Here is an 18709-nt window from a genome sequence, read left to right as displayed (position 1 = left end):
TAATTTTATTTTACTGGCCACTCTATGGACTTAAGGCTTACACCAGTTTGGCCACTTGAGTAATCATATTTAAATAACAAAAAAGCCCAATATTAATTGGGCTTTTGCGCTGATGACTTACTAAGAATTACGCGCCTTTTTGGCGTTTCATTGCTTTGAAGAACTCTTCGTTCGTCTTCGTCATCGCTAAGCGATCAATTAGGAATTCCATCGCTTCAACTTCTTGCATTGGATGCACGATTTTTCTCAAAATCCACATTTTTTGCAACTCATCTTGTGATGTCATTAATTCTTCACGACGAGTACCTGAGCGATTAAAGTCGATGGCAGGGAAAACACGACGCTCTGCTATCTTGCGGTTCAAGTGTAATTCCATATTACCTGTACCTTTAAACTCTTCGTAGATAACTTCGTCCATCTTCGAACCTGTATCAACAAGTGCCGTGGCGATAATTGTTAAACTGCCGCCTTCTTCGACATTACGCGCTGCACCAAAGAAACGCTTTGGTTTGTGTAAAGCGTTAGCATCCACACCACCAGTAAGTACTTTACCCGATGAAGGGATTACTGTGTTGTAGGCACGTGCCAAACGTGTAATGGAGTCAAGTAAGATAACCACGTCTTTCTTGTGTTCTACTAAACGTTTTGCCTTTTCGATCACCATTTCTGCTACTTGTACGTGACGAGAAGCTGGTTCATCAAACGTTGAGGCTACTACTTCACCTTTAACTAGGCGTTGCATTTCTGTTACTTCTTCCGGACGTTCGTCAATAAGAAGTACCATTAATGTCGCTTCTGGGTGATTTGCTGCAATTGACGTCGCAATGTTTTGCATCAACATTGTTTTACCGGCTTTTGGCGGAGCAACAATCAAACCACGCTGACCACGGCCAATTGGTGCCGCTAAGTCTAATACTCGAGCTGTAATATCTTCAGTTGAGCCGTTGCCACGTTCCATTGTGAAACGAGAAGTAGCGTGAAGAGGAGTAAGGTTTTCAAATAAGATTTTGTTGCGCGATATTTCTGGTTTGTCGTAGTTAACTTGTTCTATTTTTAACAACGCAAAATAACGTTCTGAATCCTTAGGTGGACGAATTAATCCAGAAATTGAATCACCCGTTCTAAGGTTAAAGCGTCGGATTTGACTTGGAGAAACATAAATATCGTCAGGTCCGGCTAAGTAAGAAGAATCTGCTGAGCGCAAAAATCCAAACCCGTCTTGTAAAATTTCTAATACTCCATCACCGTAGATGGATTCACCGCTTTTGGCATGTTTTTTCAAGATTGAAAAAATGATGTCTTGCTTGCGCAGACGCGCCATATTTTCTAAGCCCATCGACTCGGCTAATTTAACGAGTTCGCTAATTGGCTTATTTTTTAATTCACGTAAATGCATATTGAGATGTCTTTGTAATTGATATGAAGGTTCTGAAGTTTGTGTTTTGAATTCTTGGCGCAGGTTTGCGCAGACTGTAGATAAGTTAGCAGTAATTTTGACCACCGTAAAGTAGCAAAGCCAACAAACTTGCCTTTTTGTTGTTTTTTATAGCAAAACAACTGCGTTTGCTTAGCTATTTTGATTAAACTTAAAATTTTAATTGTCCTAACTGATTTTTTCGATATGATTTTATTTAAATAATCCTTGAGAGTATCAATGCGCTACTTCATTCAGTTGTTTTTTATTCTATGCTTAGCATTAAATCTAGTAGGACCAAGTCTTACGGTTTTAGCGAGCGCTGAAAACAACAAGCAGCTCATATGTACGTCTAACGGCTTTCAATGGGTTTCTCAGCAAGAAGCAACGCTATTCTTTAATCAAGTTGCCCAACAGATAGGTATTGACCCACAATCACTAGAAAGTGGAGCAGAAACACTACCGCCTCACAACGTATCAAATGGGACAGCACATTGTCCTCTTTGTATTTTTGAATTTGATAGCCCAAGTATTATTTCTCATTATGCTATCAATTTTCCAACAGAACTATTTTACGTTTCGATAACTATTGAGGCTAATAGTGATGTCATTACAACACCTGTCTTTTTACAACCTCCTAACAGGGCCCCACCAATTACCTTTGTTTAACTTACAAAAAAAACAATAAATAAACTAAACAAAGGTTGTAACAATGAAAAACAAATCTCTACTCACGTCTGTGTGTGGCCTGCTATATGTTTCGACGTCAGTTTGCGCTGACAACTCTTCTATGGAAGTGATTGAAATAAGTTCAAGTAAACTCACTTCTCAACAAAAATCGATGGCGTTAGCCCCTTCTAATAACGTCGCTGACGCGGCAGATTGGTTAAAATCTGCGGCTGTCGCAGCTACCAATAAAAACGGCGTTATTACTGGTATCGCTCAATACAGAGGGTTGTTCGGCGATCGTATTGGTGTTTATATTGATAATCAAACCATGGTAGGCGCTGGTCCTAATGCGATGGACTCCCCGATGAGTTATGCAGTCCCAACAAATGTAGAATCAACCAAAGTATATCGTGGCATAGCGCCCGTCTCTGTTGGCATTAATTCCTATGGCGGCGCGATAAAAATCCAGCATAATCAGGCTCAATTTGCCAACAACAGCGAAACTGAAATCACAGGGAATTTGTCTGTTGGCTATCAATCTCAAGGTGATGGTTATTTTGTTTCACCGATGGTAAACGTCGCTAATGATAAATACGCATTTTTTGCTTTTGTTAATAAACAATATGCCGGCGATCAAAAGTCTGGAAATGGTACCTTAATCTCGCCAACCTCCTATAACCGAATTCAGTCAGGACTGGACTTGGCTTATACTTCAGGAGATGCCGAAACACACTTTAACTACAAGCGTACAAACACCAATCCTTCTGGTACACCTGCGTTACCAATGGATATCGATTACATCGACACAGAGCAATTTAATCTGAATGGTCATGCTAAGCTTAATGAATTAGCTATGGTTTGGCACATAGGTTATAGCGACGCGACACATGGCATGGACAACTATAGCTTGCGTTCAAACATGAACCCTATGATGACTCGTTATAATACTGCGGCGGCAACGTCACTGAGCGCAAATCTAGCGATATCCACAGAGTTGAAGTTTGGTGAGCTTACTTATGGTATTGATCTTCTAAAGTCTACACATAGCGCTGTGATTACTTCTCCCGATAATATGATGTTTAAAGTCGTAAACTTTAATGATGTTGAAGATGATGTTGTTAGCGCATTTTCTGAATTAAAGTCTGAGTTGGACAGTGGTCAACTTACATTAGGTGCGCGAATAAAACAGCATAGTAGCGACGCTGGCGATGTCAGTCATCACATGGCAATGATGAGCCCTGCAATTGGTATGTTGCAAGATAACTTTGCTGAAGCCAACAACAAGCAATCAGACACCTTGTTTGATGTAGCACTGTCATATACTCAAGCAATAAACGAGACTATTAATTTGCTTTACGCGGCAGGCATAAAACAAAAAGCGCCATCATACCAAGAGCGTTACCTTTGGATTCCGATGCAAGCGACTGGTGGATTGGCAGATGGTCATACCTATATTGGTAACCCGGAGCTAAGCAACGAAACAGCGTATCAAATCAATTTAGGGCTTGAATATAAAAACGAAACAATGTTGCTTTCGCCACAAGTTTATTACCAAAAAATTGATGATTATATACAAGCACTTCCATCTGCGAACATGCAAGCCAATATGGTGGCATCTATGATGGGAGGCACAAGACCAATGCAATTTTCTAATCTTGATGCAACATTATATGGTTTAGATTTAATTGGTCATTGGCAAGTGACAGACGCATTTTATCTTGACGCAATATTGAGTATGGTTCGAGGCGAACGTGACGATGTTGATGAAGATTTATATCGTATTAGTGCAGACTCAATCCGTATTGGTCTTAATTATCAACTTGATAATTGGTTATTGCAGTTAAGTGAACATGTTGTGGCTAATCAAGATCGTGTTTCGGTGTTAAACAATGAAATCGCAAGCACTGGCTACGCAACAACAGATATCAGCGCAAGGTATTCTGCTAATAAGTGGTCACTACAATTGGGCATTAGTAATCTATTCGATCGAAATTACTCAAGTCATCTATCCGGCCGATATCGACCTATGGTTATGTCGATGGGAGATGATTTAAAGACGGGAGATAAAATTCTGGCCCAAGGCAGAAACTTATATTTATCGACGTCTTTAAGCTTCTAATTTATTGAAACTTATTGGTCATATCAGAGATTATTTTCGTTAGATCTCGCTTTTAGCGTTATCTAACGCTTTTTTACATTTCCTCGAATAATTATGTTTGCTTTTTGCATATAAATTGATTACGTTCAAATAGCCGATATGAAATGAATAAATATAAAAGGTTATCTGATGTTACATGACCCGGTTACACAAGCTACTTTGATCTTTTTTGAGGATGGTGCACTTGACTTACGCCACGAGACTCATAATTTCAGTAAAAATCAAAATGGCCGTATTGTTATACCAGAGGAATTGAAACAAGGACGCTCTATTATCGCAGTATGCGATGGTCAGGTAGATATTTTAAATAGTATTGGGGACAGGATTGTTCCATTCGAAGGTGTAGCATAAAAGCTACTTAAATAGAGCTATTTGATTAACGTCGAATTTACTCAAATAAAAAAGCCGCTATTACAGCGGCTTTTTTGTATCAATTTTTTATCATTAAGAAGTGATTGCAACTTCTTAATGATATTTAATTACTCGCCTCGAATAACTAAGTTATCCAACTGATAAACCGCACCGGCACCAGTTCCCCATGTTGGGAAAATCATGATGATATTAACCGATGACAAGCTCAAACCGTCTGCTTCTAAAGCGCTTAAGTCAAAAGTGTAATGTTGCCATTCACCTGTAACTGGCGCTACTCCTTCGTTGCTTTCTGAAAGGGCAAGCTCAGCAAATACTTGTTGGCTTATGCCTTCAACTTTAAGCAACCAGTCACCACTTGTATCGGTAGGCTGAGTTACAACTTTTAAGTCAAATTCTAATGTGCCATTTGTTAGGTTTGAAGCGTCGTGCGCCGTTAGTGCTTTAGCACCGGCTACAGTTGGCGTTGAATTAAACGTAAACTGAGCAACGTTGCCTCGACCATCTTCAGCCACTTCTGCATAAACAGCACCGCCACAACAATCCCATAATGACCAGTTACTGTCTGCTGAATCCGCATAGATCATCACGCCACCATTAACACTTGGTGTATCTGGCGTGCCTGAATCGCCTGTTAACTCTTTTTCCCAGCGAATGTTATCAACTTGAAGTGTTACACCTTGTTGATCGCCCCACGTTGGGTAAATAACTAAACCTGTATTTACCGAATTTACGTTTAAGCCAAGATTAACCAAGTCAGCAACCGGTACTGTAATTGTTTCCCATTGACCATCACCAACAACACCTAACACTTGGTCGCCCGTTGAACATGGGTAAATACAGTCAATTTTGTAGCTGATACCGCTAGTTGTATCGGCGTAATCAAGCACTTTAATATCAAATACTAATGCACCTTCAGAGAAATCAGCTAAGTTAACCGGTCTACCAGATTGAATATAAAGTAAGCCGTCTGCGCCATTTGAACCGTACGACACTTCAATGACTTTACCGCGCTCAGCGTCGTCGCTATCGATAATTGCCCATGTAACGTGATTCGATGTTGCACCGTCAAAGTAATCAGCACCCGTTGCCGAGTCCCAAGCACCTAAACCATTTGTCCAAATTTCTTCATTTACTGCATCGTCAAATACATTAATTTGTTCGCCTTGAACTTCAACTTCAGGAGGGTTGATACCACAACCGCCTTGGTCTTTATGACCACATACCAGTGAAATATTATCGAACATAACATGCGCTGCAGCACTAAACTCAGCTACAAATAAGTTTATTACGGCTGATGTATTTAATGGTTGCTCGCCCGGTGTTGCCACTAAGTCATTAACTGGAACTGACAAGCTAAACCATTCGTCTTGAGGTAAATCACCAGCAACAAAACTCTTATAACCTAGTTTTGGCCAACCACTGTCCATTTTAATAGTGATAACACTATCTGCTGGCGTTATTGCACTATCAATATACATATCTAGCTTTAGCTCACCCGCATGCAATTTCCACGGCTCGTTTGAATTACCCATACCGAACAAATTGAACACACCTGAATCTACCGCATTGATGGCTATGTTGCCCATGTTTGATGTAGTTACTTCTAAAACAGTACCTTGATCGCCACCTATGTCAGTTTCCATCAAGGTAATAGCACCTTCATTGTCCCAAGCAACTCCGGCTTGAAGTGCTCTTTCAGCAACTTCAGAGTCTAAGTCCCAAGTAATTGATTGAGGTGCGTCGATATACAGGTCGTAACTTTCAACAAATACCGAGTCTGCAACAGGCGCTTCAACATCAGTACTCACGTTACTTACACAGCCTTGTCCTGTTTCTGTATTCGCGTCACATTCATAAACGCGAACATAATCCACTTCTAAGGTCGCCGGGAATACCGTTGCTTCATCTGGACTGCCAGGCCAATTTCCGCCAACCGCTAGGTTAAGTAACAAATGAAAGTCTTGGTCAAATGGTGCCTGTGGATTGGAAGCGTAACCTTCTGTTTGATTTTCATAATAATAGCTCCACCACGTATCAGAAGGGACGGTAGCAAAATGTACATCATCAACGTACCAGCGGATCTCGTCTTTTTCCCACTCTATTGCATAAACGTGAAACTCGTCCGTAACATTTATTTCATGTTTACCACCAGCACTTTTGTTTAGTGGCCAAGCCATACCGTAATGCATAGTGCCATGAACTTCTTGTTTATCAGCACCTACCGGGCTAACAATTTCCATAATGTCAATTTCACCACCAGAAGCCCAGCCACCGTATTGGCTATCTGTTGGTAACATCCAAAATGCTGACCACAAACCTTGACCTTCTGGCGCTTTAATACGAGCTTCAATACGACCGTACTTAACATCAACCTTTTCATCACTGCGCATGCGACCAGATGTATAGTTGTAGCCATTACTTGCTTGCTCTTTTGCGGTAATTTTTAATGTACCATCATTCACGGTGATATTTTCAGCTTGGTACCACTCCAACTCATTATTGCCCCAACCTGTTAAACCGTATTGAGAGCCGTCACCAGTTTCAATATTCCAGTTGGCGTCATTAAGTTCAGTACCATCAAACTCATCGCTCCAAACTAAATTCCAAGCTCCAACTTCTTTTGGTAGCGTAACTGAAACACCAAACTGTTGTGTTTGCTTTAAGGCACCGTCGGTAACCGTAACTTCAACTGTATGAACACCTACATTAGATGTACCTGGCGCACCACTTAATGTATTAGTCGACGCATCAAACGACATCCAAACCGGAAGTTCACCTACGCTAAAAGTCAGCGTATCGCCTGCGTCTACGTCATCGGCTTTAAACTGAAAACTAAACGTACTTTGTGCCTTTACACCAAGCTGCGGTGAACTTGTAAAAGTAGGTGCCGAATTAAACTCAAGGACTTCACGTGAAGAAACACCATCTTCACCGGAGCAACCCGCGAGCGCTAACAACGTAGCTGATAACAGCGCCGTATTTTTCAAATTAAACTTTCTCATATCTATGTTCTCTCAATTATGTAACCGCTTACATTTATTTCCGTGTAAATAACTACAAGCAGCCCTGTTGATTTAATTAATTATTATTATTTTTTACAATTGATTGTTTTTGTTGAACTCGACGTTGCTGCTATTGATATATCAGCAAATGACAAATTACTCTCGCTTTTGCTTTGTATTACAAAAGGCTCAAATACTTTTGTTAAGTTTGTGCCTTTCTCAGCAAAACACTGCAATGGAATTTCTACCGTTTGCCATTGATTTGCCAGATTCACATCAACAAAGGACGACAAATCAACACCTTGACTACAGTTAGAATCACAGTCCATACCTAACTTGAAGGTATTCGCAGCTAAAGGTTGAGTAATCAAAGCTTTAAATACAAGCACACCGTTCCCTTCAACGTAACTACTCAAATCAGTAGGAAACGCATGGCCGATTGCTACTCGCCCTGTATCATTGCCTTTAAATGAGACTTTACGTGCATCTTCTTGAACCACCTTGTCGATGGTTCGAACGTGAACCGTGTTGTTTTCTAACACACTACTATTCATTTCTAATGCTGCCGAGCCCACACCTATTTTGAGTTTCATGGGTGCTTTTATCGTGCCCTGCATAATTACTAAGTCGTTAATTTCACCAACCTCAACAGCACTTTCTTCATTTAGCTGAGGTACTTGTGTGTCTGCGTCATAAGTTAAGCCGTAACCATAAGGAAATAACGGCGCATAGTCTTCATCATGAACATTTACCGTTGCTTGTTGTGCATTTGCTGGCCAAGAAAAAGACAAACGACCTTTAAAGTCCATTAACGCTTTACCGTCTTTATCTCCAACTAGCACATCCGCTACACCTTGCCCTTCAGAACCTGGCAACCAAGCAACAACAAAAGCATCTGATGCGTTAAGTTCTGCATTCACCCACAAAGGGCGACCTGTAATAAATACTGAAACCACGGGAATGCCATCTGCTTTTAGCTTTTGTAATAGTGCCAAATCAGTTTTGTTAAGACGTTGATATTCTAAATTGTCTAAATCGCCATTGCCTTCTGCGTAAGGCTCTTCGCCAAACACCACAACAGCAACGTCGGGTTTATTGGAATAAGTACCATCAATACTTAGCTCCGCAGTTCCGCCCGCTAAATCAACCGCAGACTTAATACCATCATAAATAGAACTACCACCTGGGAAGTCGCTATTTTTATTACCTGTACCTTGCCAAGTAATTGTCCAACCACCAGACTGCTTGCCAATATTATGTGCCGCGTCGCCCGCAACCAAAATATTTTGCTGTGGGTTTAAAGGTAATACACTATTATTATTTTTCAATAAAACTAGTGACTCCTGCACCGCTTGACGTGCGATAGCCCGGTGACTTTGTTGGCCTATGATGTCATTTTTGCCCGCTAACGCTCTTGCCTTAGGACTTGGCTTTTCGAATAAACCAGCACGTACTTTGACACGAAGAATACGAGTAACTGCATCGTCAATGCGAGACATTGGGATAACACCCGTTTTTACTTGTTCAATTGTGTTGTAATAAAGCGGCTTCCAACTTTGCGTTGGCGCCATAAAGATATCTAAACCAGCGTTAATTGCTTGTGGGCAAGACTCATTTGAGCAACCTTTAATTTGACCATGCCCATTCCAGTCACCAACCACAAAACCATCAAAGCCCATGGTGTCTTTTAACACAGTTGTTAACAGGTATTTGTTGCCATGAATTTTATCGCCATGCCAGCTATTAAAAGAGGCCATTACAGATTGTGCGCCTACCGTCAAACCACCAACATACCCTTGAGCATGTATATCAAATAAGGTTTGCTCATCGGCAATATTGTTGCCTTGATCGTCGCCACCTACTGTACCGCCATCTCCAACAAAGTGTTTTACCGTACTAATTACATGTTTTTCATCTAAGAATTCCGAGCCTGAACCACCTTGTAAGCCAGAAACTATGGAAGCAGAGTAGGCACGGACGATTTCTGGATCTTCCGAGTAAGATTCATAAGTCCTTCCCCATCTATCATCTCGAACCACAGCTACTGTAGGTGCAAAAACCCAATCAATACCGGTAACTAATACTTCCTGAGCGGTTGCATTAGCAATGTCCTCTATAAGATCTGGATTATTTGCAGCACCTAGACCAATGTTGTGCGGAAATAATGTCGCGCCAACCACGTTATTGTGACCGTGAACTGCATCTGTGCCCCACATCGTAGGAATTGAAGAACCATCTAATGAGTCATCAATTGAAGCTTGATAAAGACTTTCCGCTAAATTTACCCAGTCTTGAGGCGTCGCTTGTTTATTATCGTTTGGAAACGCACCGCCGCCGTTTAGATATGAGCCAAAACCGTATTTACGCATATCTTCAACGGTCATATCGCGAATTTCTGGCTGGATCATTTGTGCGATTTTTTGCTCAAGCGTCATTTGGGCTAACAAGTCAGCTACGCGTTTTTCAACATCACTATTTTGTTTGACTTGAATATCAAGCTTAGGCCAAATTTTAGCGGCCTTTTGCTGTTCAGCGGTCAATACTGATGACGAACTTGCGGTGTCTAAGTTCGTGTTATCTGTACCGCATGCGACCAATAGCGAACCAACAGAGGCTATTGTTAAGAGTGATATAACTTTATTATTCATGAGTCTACACACGCCCTGACTAGTGAGTTTCGTCGACAACGCGACAACCTTTGATGCCATAATAGGCAATGTAAATAAAACATAATATTGGCATAGCAAACGAAGCGGTTAATCCGATAGTGTCGGCTAAGAAACCTTGTAGCAGCGGCAACAAGGCACCACCAACTATAGCTAAACACAAAATACCTGAACCGTGACTGGTAAATTCTTTTAAGTTTTTAAGCGCTAAAGAGAAAATAGTTGGGAACATGATTGAGTTACATAAACCAACTAACAAAATTGACCACATGGCGATCGCACCAGTGCTAATAATCGAAATAGTAATTAATAAACAAGCCATCACTGCGTTAAACGCCAAGGTTTTACCGGCGTCTATTTTTTGCATGACTGCAGCACCAATAAAGCGGCCCACCATTGCACCGCCCCAATAGTACGTAATATATTTGGCGGCTTGTGCTTCTTCTAAAGACGCAACTGTCTCTAGACCAAAATAGTTAATCAATAAACTACCAATGCTCACTTCTGCACCAACATAAACGAAGATCCCTAACGCACCTAAAGCTAAGTGCTTATGTTTCAACGCCTCTTTAAAATCTTCTACTGTGCTTGAAGTGCTATCTTGTTCAGCTTGTTGAACATTTGGTAATTTTAAGAACGCAAATATTAGAGCCAAAATCACTAACATTAACGCCAGCAACAAGTAAGGGACTTGGACTGAAGCACCTAATTTAGCGCCTTCATTTACCGCTGCACCTAAAATTAAAATGCCACCGAAATATGGTGCAACAGTTGTACCTAACGCATTAAATGCCTGTGTCATGGTCAATCGTGACGACGACGTTTTTGGATCTCCCAGTACACTAACATAAGGATTTGCTGACACCTGCAATATAGTAATGCCAGACGCTAAAACAAATAATGCCCCTAAAAACAGTTCGTAAATTTGATAACTAGCTGCAGGGTAAAATAAAACACAACCTACCGCTGCGATGAGCAGACCAACAACGATGCCTTTTTGATACCCAAGTTTGGCAACCAATTTACCGGCAGGTAAGGACACAAGAAAATAAGCACTAAAAAAGCAAAACTGGATAAGCATTGCTTGGGTGTAACTTAGTGAGAATAAGTTTTTAAGATAAGGAATTAGAATGTCATTTAGACATGTAATAAATCCCCACATAAAGAATAAAGAGGTGAGTGATACTAACGCAAAGCGAGTATTGGAATGCTCGTTTGTAGTAGCACCTGATGTTTTAGATTCAACCTGTGATGTAGACATATTTAACTGGTCCTAATCGACGCTTAAAGCGTCTTGTAATTATATTGGTTCGTCAACCTTACCTGTCTTTTTGCTTTGCTAAGAAATCTATTTTATTTCTTGTAAGCGCTTACATTTATAGCATAGAATGTTTCTAAATCAATAGTATTTTTTTACTCCTGGTTAATTTTTGAACGCGCCAAATGCGCTGAAAGCTAGATAAAATAGGACGTTGTTACAGTATGGCTACTCTTACGTTAGACAACAAATCACCTTTAAAAGCAAAGGGTTTTATATTCGGCGTCGCCACTTCTTCTTTTCAAATTGAAGGCGATGTTCAGGGTCGAGAAGAAAATATTTGGGATCGTTTTTGTAAAAAGCCTTTTGCAATCAAAGACGGATCTAATGGCGAACCTGGCTGCGATCATATAAACCTTTGGCAACAAGACTTAGAGCTTATTCAATCGCTAAATGTTGACGCTTATCGGCTCTCGATTTCTTGGCCTCGGGTTATCAAACAAGACGGTTCAATTAATACAACTGGCTTATCATTTTATAAAACATTAGTAAAAGCGCTCCATGACAAAGGCATTAAGGTTTTTGTCACTTTGTATCACTGGGACTTACCTCAATATTTGGAAGATAATGGCGGTTGGTTAAACAGACAAACAGCGTTTGAGTTTCAGCGTTTTACAGAAGTAATGATTGATGCCCTTAATGGCTATGTTTATTCCTACGCTACGCTAAATGAGCCATGGTGCAGTGCCTATCTCGGATATGAAGCGGGCATTCATGCGCCTGGCAAAACAGGTCGTGAAAATGGCATTAAAGCGGCCCATCATTTAATGCTTGCACATGGCCTAGCGATGAAAGTATTACAAAAACAAAGTCCTAGTAGCCAAAACGGCGTTGTAGTTAATTTAAGTCCTTGTTATCCCAAAACCGACAGTTTAGCCGATACACAAGCGGCAAAAATGGCACACGACTACTTTAACGACTGGTACCTTATGCCATTATTAAAAGGTCAGTACCCAGACTTATTAACTGTGTTGTTACCTAATGGCAACGACTTTATCCTTGAAGGTGATTTACAAGTCATTAATCAACCTCTAGATTATATAGGGATTAACTATTATACACGTTCAGTTTTTCAAACCTGCACGGTTAATGGTTTTAAAGCTTGTCCTGCCCAGACTTTGCCACTTACAGACATGGGATGGGAATTATACCCTCAAGGCCTTACTGAAATTTTGACTGATATTAATAGTCGGTATGATCTTCCTCCTGTGTATATCACAGAAAATGGCGCAGCCATGAAAGACCGCTTAGTAAATGGTCAAGTTGACGATCAAGACCGTATACAATACTTTCAAACGCATTTAAATGCGGTGGAAAATGCTATTTCGAGTGGTGTAAACGTAATCGGTTATTTTGCCTGGAGTTTAATGGATAACTTTGAATGGGCAGAAGGCTATGAAAAGCGTTTCGGTATTGTATACGTAGACTTCAAAACACAAAAAAGAACAATAAAAAATAGTGGTGAAGCATACCGACAACTTTTACAAAGTCGTTGATCATCACCTAATTAACCAATAATTGGGTAAGCACATGTTAAGCATTAAAGAAAAAGTCGCCTATGGATTAGGTGATACTGCTAGTAATATCATTTTTCAAACGGTGATGATGTTCCTACTGGTTTACTACACCGATGTAGTCGGTTTATCCCCTGCTGTGGTCGGCACCATGTTCTTACTCGTTCGGCTAATTGACGCTATAACTGACCCATTAATGGGCGCGATGTCAGACCGAACTCATACTCGCTGGGGGCGCTACCGTCCTTATCTTATTTGGCTAGCTATCCCGTTTGGTTTAATAAGTCTGCTCACCTTCACTTCATTTGATATTTTTGCCGACTATAAACTAGCCTACGCCGTCGTTACTTACACCCTACTCATGTTAGTCTACACCGCCATCAATATCCCTTATTCGGCACTAGCAAGTGCACTGACTAATGATCCGTCGCAGCGGGTATCCATTCAATCTTATCGTTTTGTATTTGGCATGTTGGGCGGTTTATTAATTGCTGGTGGTACATTGCCATTAGTGGAATATTTTGGCCAAGGTGATTTGGCTACCGGATACTCTAAAACCATGGCGGTTATGGGACTACTTGGCGTTGTTTTATTTATTTTGTGTTTTTTAGGAACTAAAGAGCGTGTCCCAGCCCCAAAACAAAACAACCGAACAGTAATACAAGACTTTAAAAACTTACTAAAGAATGATCAATGGCGAGTGTTGTCTGCGGTTGGCGTATTTTTATTGAGTGGACAAGTATTACGCGCGTCGTTAGCCATCTATTACGTTAGTTATTATTTAGCGAGCCCGGATTTAGTCACACTTTTTATCACTAGTGGCATGATAGCCAGTATTATTGGCTGTTCGTTATCAAGTAAATTGGCAAAAAAAGTTTGTAAAGTAAAAGCCTACATCAGCCTGCAAGTGCTCGCTGCTCTTATTTGCGTAGCTAGTTATTGGATCGAGCCCAATCAAATTACCCTCGCATTTGTCGCTTATATTCTCTGGAACTTTGTATTACAAATGGCTACCCCTTTGCTTTGGGCAAAAATGGCAGACACCTCTGAATATGGCGAGTGGAAAACCGGTACCCAACTAAATGGCATGATTTATTCGTCAATCGTATTTTTTATAAAGCTAGGTATTGCTATTGGCGGTGCAGCTGCTGGCTGGTTGCTGTCATACTATGAATACGAGGCTGGTCAAGTTCATTCAGAATTTACGTTGCATGGAATATTATTGTGTTTTACTGTTCTGTCCTCGTTGGGTTCATTTTTAGCAGCCGCTGTCATGCACTGGTATACGCTTACCGATAAAAAAGTTAGTGAAATCCACGATATTTTAAAACAAAATTCTACGGCAATATAATGGAGCAGTAATTACAAATGGCAACGATATATCAGGTTTCTGAACTAGCTGGTGTTTCTTTAGCAACGGTTTCTCGCGTTGTTAATAAGAATGCCAGAGTAAGTGATAAAACAAAAGCCAAAGTCGTCGCAGCCATGGAAGAGTTAGGTTACCGACCAAACTCAATCGCCCAATCACTTGCCTCAAATCGCTCAAACAGCGTTGGCTTACTAGTATCAGAACTTCACGGCCCCTTCTTCGGCGCTATGATGAGCGGTATTGAAAATGAATTACGCGCAGCCGGTAAGCACACTATAATTGCCTCTGGCCACTCCGACGAAGCAACTGAAAAAGAAAGCATTGAGTTTTTAATTAAACGAAATTGTGATGCGCTTATTCTCCATACCGAAGCTTTATCAGACCAGTATTTGCTTAATCTAAGTCAACAAAAAACGCCTCTAATAATCATTAACCGACTGGTTAAAGGGTTAGAAGATAGGTGTATTTGCCTAGACAATGAAGAAGGTGGATATTTAGCAACTAAATCACTTATTGAGCGAGGTCATAAAGATTTTGCTTACATTTCTGGTCCATTATGGAAAAGTGATGCGCAAGATCGCTTGCTTGGCCACAACCGAGCTCTCGCAGAAGCTCAGCTTTCACAAAACCCAGATCTCATCTACGAAGGTAACTTTCAACAAGATGGCGGTCGAGTAGGTATTGAAGTGTTAGCGGCGAAGCAGATCCCCTTTTCAGCAGTTGTTTGTGGTAACGACGAAATGGCAAGTGGCGTTATGTCGATGTCACGTGAGTTAGGTATTGATGTACCGTCACAACTTTCGGTGATTGGATTCGACAATATAATCTACGCTGAGTATCTATACCCGAAACTCACAACCGTCGAATATCCGGTACAATTGATGGGACAAATGGCTGCAAAAAAAGTGCTTGATGAAACCTATAAGACCAAACAAGCGAACCTTAAAAGTAGTTTTACGCCAAAGTTGATTGTCCGAGACTCTTGTTTAGAACATAAGTAATACAACTAGTTAAGATCAAATTTAGACTAATTATCGTACAACACTGCCAATTTTTGTTGACCTGATTGTCATTTTCACTTACCTTCTGTAAGCGCTTACAAAAACCAAACTTGCACCTTTGGTTTTTTTTGAACTAAAATTGTAAGCGCTTACATTATTTTATAGAAAATAAAAATAAAAACTTGTTAGAAACAAGATCGCAAATAAACTCAATATCATCACGGTTCAACATTGGGGAAATACCATGAAGACCAAACAATTTAATAAAACACTGCTTGCGAGCAGTATTTCACTCATTATCTCTGGCGCGTTTGCAGGACAAGCGATTGCAGCAGATGAAGAGAAAGCAAAAGAAAAACTAGAAGTCATTCAAGTTAAAGGCATTCGCGGCAGTATGATTAAATCGATGGACGTTAAACGTTCATCCCGTGGTGTTGTTGATGCGATCACTTCAGAAGACATTGGTAAATTCCCTGATACAAACCTTGCTGAATCACTACAACGTATAACTGGTGTATCTATCGACCGTTCAAACAACGAAGGTAGCCGCATCACTGTTCGAGGCATGGGACCAGAGTTTAACCTCGTAACGTTAAATGGACGTCAAATGCCTACAGTTGGCGGTCGTTCATATGACTTTGCCAACATTGCCACCGAAGGCGTAAGTTCAGTTGAAGTATATAAAACTACTCGTGCTGACTTACCAAGTGGTGGTATTGGCGCAACTGTTAACATGCTAACTGCACGTCCATTAAATAACCCTGGATTTAAAGGCTCTGTAGGTGTTAAAGGTGTAATTGAAACATCTAATGAAACTGGCGATGACGTAACGCCAGAGTTTTCAGGTTTAATTAGCAATACGTTTAACGACGATAAATTCGGTGTGCTTTTATCTTTGTCTCACCAAGAACGAAATAACCGCGAGCAAAGCGCAGCGGTAGATAACTGGATCCCTGACGTAAATATCAGTGGCTCGCCAAATCTACAACTCACTGACAATAACCAACGCGCTGATGGCACTACTTGGTACCCACAAAACTCTGGTTATTCAATTAATGACAACGAACGTACTAGAACAAACGGCCAGCTTGTTCTGCAATATGCGCCAAATGATGATATTACGGCAACCGTTGATTACACTTATTCAAAATTAGACTTTGAATCAAACCGAAACGGTTTTGGTGTTTGGTTTAATAACGGCGGCAACGTTTCTAGCGCCACCATTAACGAAAACGGTACTTACACTAACGTTAATGAGATTGGCGGCGACTATGCGACAAACTTAAGCCGCGCTGAGTCTGAAAATGAAAATAAATCATTAGGCCTAAACTTAACATGGCAAGTTAACGATGCTGTAAAATTAGAATTAGACGCGCACGACTCATCTGCAGTTGCTCAAGGCGCTGGCCTTGGTAACGATGCATTCCTAATTATCGGTAATACTTTCTGCGGATTCTGTGGAGACGCTGGTGATGATTTCGGTCCAAGTACAGCCAATATCGCTAATAAATTTAGTACCTTCGAGTCGAGCGGCATTCCGCTTTGGGGCTTGAACTTAGTTGACGGCAATGGCAATCCACAAAGTGAATTAACCGGCGCAGACATGGGCTCACTGTTTGGTGCCGTAACCAACAATTACAGTGAAAATGAAACAACACAAATTCAATTAAAAGGGACTTGGGTTAATCAAGGTAATGGTTTTGTAAACTCTGTTGACTTTGGTGCAGCTCATACCAAAATGAACTTCCGTTCAACCAATGCCTATTCTGGTCAGTTACCGGCGGGTTGGTGGAACTGGTCTGCCGTTCACTTCCCAGACAACATGTTTACTCGTGTTGGTATTGAAAATCTGTTAGATGGCTTTTCAAACGCTGGACAAAAACCGATTGATTACTACGTCACAGCCGATTTTGATCAAGTATTAAACATTTATGAAACTATTGATGATCCTATCGCGCCAGATATCTTTAATGCGGGTTGGCCAGCAGAGCTTAACGGTAAGTTTAGCGCTGGCGGTATTGACGGCGACAGCCGTGTAGAAGAAATTACAACCTCATTATATGCACAAGCAAGCATGAGTTTTGAAATTGGTGACCGTATTCTTGATGTTATTGCTGGCGCTCGCTATGAGCAAACAGAAGTCAACTCAAATGGTTTAGAACGCCCTGCCATTCAAATGGAATGGATTAACGGTAACGAATGGCAATATGTGTTTGCTACCGATCAAACATTTTCAGACGGTAACGGTGAAACCAAAGAGTTCTTGCCTAGCTTAGACTTAAGCATGGAAGTACAAGAAGACATGATAGCGCGCTTCTCATACTCTCGTTCATTAACACGTCCAGCCATTGGCGCATTAGGCTCTACTAAAAACTTCCTTGGTAACCCTAAAGTTGGTCAACGCAAAGTATCAGTTGGTAATCCAGAGTTAGATCCATATTTAGCCGATAACTTTGATGTGTCGTTTGAATATTATTACGAAGAAGGTAGTTATGCTTCAATTGGTTATTTCCACAAAACCGTTGATAACTTCTTAGCATCACAAACAACGCAAGAACAAATCGAGGGTTTACGTGACCCGTTTATTGGCCCTCGTGCCGAGCAAGCTCGCGCAGAGTTGATAGCTGAAAACATTCAGCCGTCTGACCAAGCCATTCATGACCGTATCAATGTTAACCAAGGTACTGATGTAGGCACTGCGATAACTGCAAACGCAGATGATCCGCTAGCAACTTTCTTTGTTACACGTGACGTTAACCTCGCTGAAAAGAGCCTATATGGTTTTGAACTAGCTGTTCAACATATGTTTGGTGAGTCGGGTTATGGTGTTCAAGCTAACGCAACATTTGTTAACGGCGATGTGGAAGTTGATCCTGACTCAATTGAGATACAAGCTGCATTACAAGGCATGAGTAACTCAGCAAACTTATCAGGTATCTATGATAAAGACGGCTTGTCAGTTCGTATTTCATACAACTGGCGTGATGAGTTTTACGCAGGGGTTGATCAGCATCAATCACCAATCTTTACCGAAGCGTATGGTCAATTAGACATTAACGTTAACTATCAAGTAACTGAGGATTTAACCGTCTTTGTAGAAGGGTTAAATATTACAGAAGAAACTCGACGCGTATTCGTTCGTTATGAAGAGCAATTCTTAAATGGCGCTCAATATGGTGCTCGATATAACATAGGTGCACGTTATAGCTTCTAAAAGTTAAGTTAA

The 18709-nt window shown here is 40.8% G+C and carries 11 protein-coding genes; 7 read left to right on the top strand and 4 right to left on the bottom strand.

What is annotated here, in order from left to right:
* Positions 1-127: 127 nt before the first annotated feature.
* On the bottom strand, positions 128-1396 hold the full coding sequence (rho, locus tag ACZ1GV_RS00420) for a transcription termination factor Rho (RefSeq protein WP_210560497.1): 1269 nt from the start codon (positions 1394-1396) through the stop codon (positions 128-130).
* 258 nt (positions 1397-1654) lie between these two features.
* Between rho and ACZ1GV_RS00415 the strand changes: the two genes are divergently transcribed.
* The 3 genes from ACZ1GV_RS00415 (at position 1655) to ACZ1GV_RS00405 (ending at position 4592) form a co-directional block, all read left to right on the top strand.
* Entirely contained in the window at positions 1655-2083 is a 429-nt protein-coding gene (locus tag ACZ1GV_RS00415; RefSeq protein WP_472674756.1) for a DUF2946 family protein, read from the top strand.
* 43 nt (positions 2084-2126) lie between these two features.
* The gene (locus ACZ1GV_RS00410; protein ID WP_472674755.1) at positions 2127-4202 is read left to right on the top strand and encodes a TonB-dependent receptor; all 2076 of its coding nucleotides are present in this window, start codon (positions 2127-2129) and stop codon (positions 4200-4202) included.
* 168 nt (positions 4203-4370) lie between these two features.
* Positions 4371-4592, top strand: a complete 222-nt coding sequence (locus tag ACZ1GV_RS00405) for a TIGR02922 family protein (protein ID WP_210560500.1) — start codon at positions 4371-4373, stop codon at positions 4590-4592.
* 128 nt (positions 4593-4720) lie between these two features.
* Here the strand turns inward: ACZ1GV_RS00405 and ACZ1GV_RS00400 are convergent, their stop codons facing one another.
* The 3 genes from ACZ1GV_RS00400 to ACZ1GV_RS00390 form a co-directional block, all read right to left on the bottom strand.
* Positions 4721-7615 (bottom strand): family 16 glycosylhydrolase, encoded by a 2895-nt coding sequence (locus ACZ1GV_RS00400; RefSeq protein WP_472674754.1) that lies wholly within the window; start codon positions 7613-7615, stop codon positions 4721-4723.
* Between the two features lie 86 nt (positions 7616-7701).
* A complete protein-coding gene (locus tag ACZ1GV_RS00395; protein WP_472674753.1) occupies positions 7702-10263 on the bottom strand; it encodes a glycoside hydrolase family 3 N-terminal domain-containing protein in 2562 nt (853 codons plus the stop codon).
* A 19-nt stretch (positions 10264-10282) separates the two neighbouring features.
* Positions 10283-11542 carry a sugar MFS transporter gene (locus tag ACZ1GV_RS00390; RefSeq protein WP_472674752.1) on the bottom strand — a complete coding sequence of 420 codons (1260 nt, stop codon included), beginning with the start codon at positions 11540-11542 and terminating at the stop codon, positions 10283-10285.
* Between the two features lie 221 nt (positions 11543-11763).
* Here ACZ1GV_RS00390 and ACZ1GV_RS00385 point away from each other — a divergent pair, with 221 nt between their 5' ends.
* From ACZ1GV_RS00385 to ACZ1GV_RS00370, 4 genes are all read left to right on the top strand, one after another.
* Positions 11764-13095 (top strand): GH1 family beta-glucosidase, encoded by a 1332-nt coding sequence (locus ACZ1GV_RS00385; protein ID WP_472674751.1) that lies wholly within the window; start codon positions 11764-11766, stop codon positions 13093-13095.
* Between the two features lie 34 nt (positions 13096-13129).
* Positions 13130-14464 (top strand): glycoside-pentoside-hexuronide (GPH):cation symporter, encoded by a 1335-nt coding sequence (locus tag ACZ1GV_RS00380; RefSeq protein ID WP_472674750.1) that lies wholly within the window; start codon positions 13130-13132, stop codon positions 14462-14464.
* Between the two features lie 17 nt (positions 14465-14481).
* Complete coding sequence (locus ACZ1GV_RS00375; RefSeq protein WP_472674749.1) at positions 14482-15483, top strand: LacI family DNA-binding transcriptional regulator; 1002 nt, start codon at positions 14482-14484, stop codon at positions 15481-15483.
* 244 nt (positions 15484-15727) lie between these two features.
* Positions 15728-18697 (top strand): TonB-dependent receptor, encoded by a 2970-nt coding sequence (locus ACZ1GV_RS00370; RefSeq protein ID WP_472674748.1) that lies wholly within the window; start codon positions 15728-15730, stop codon positions 18695-18697.
* Positions 18698-18709 lie beyond the last annotated feature (12 nt).

The organism is Psychrosphaera sp. HA2-10 (assembly GCF_055693745.1).
Note: the sequence above shows the minus strand (reverse complement) of the source record. Positions and strands in the feature narration are given on the sequence as shown.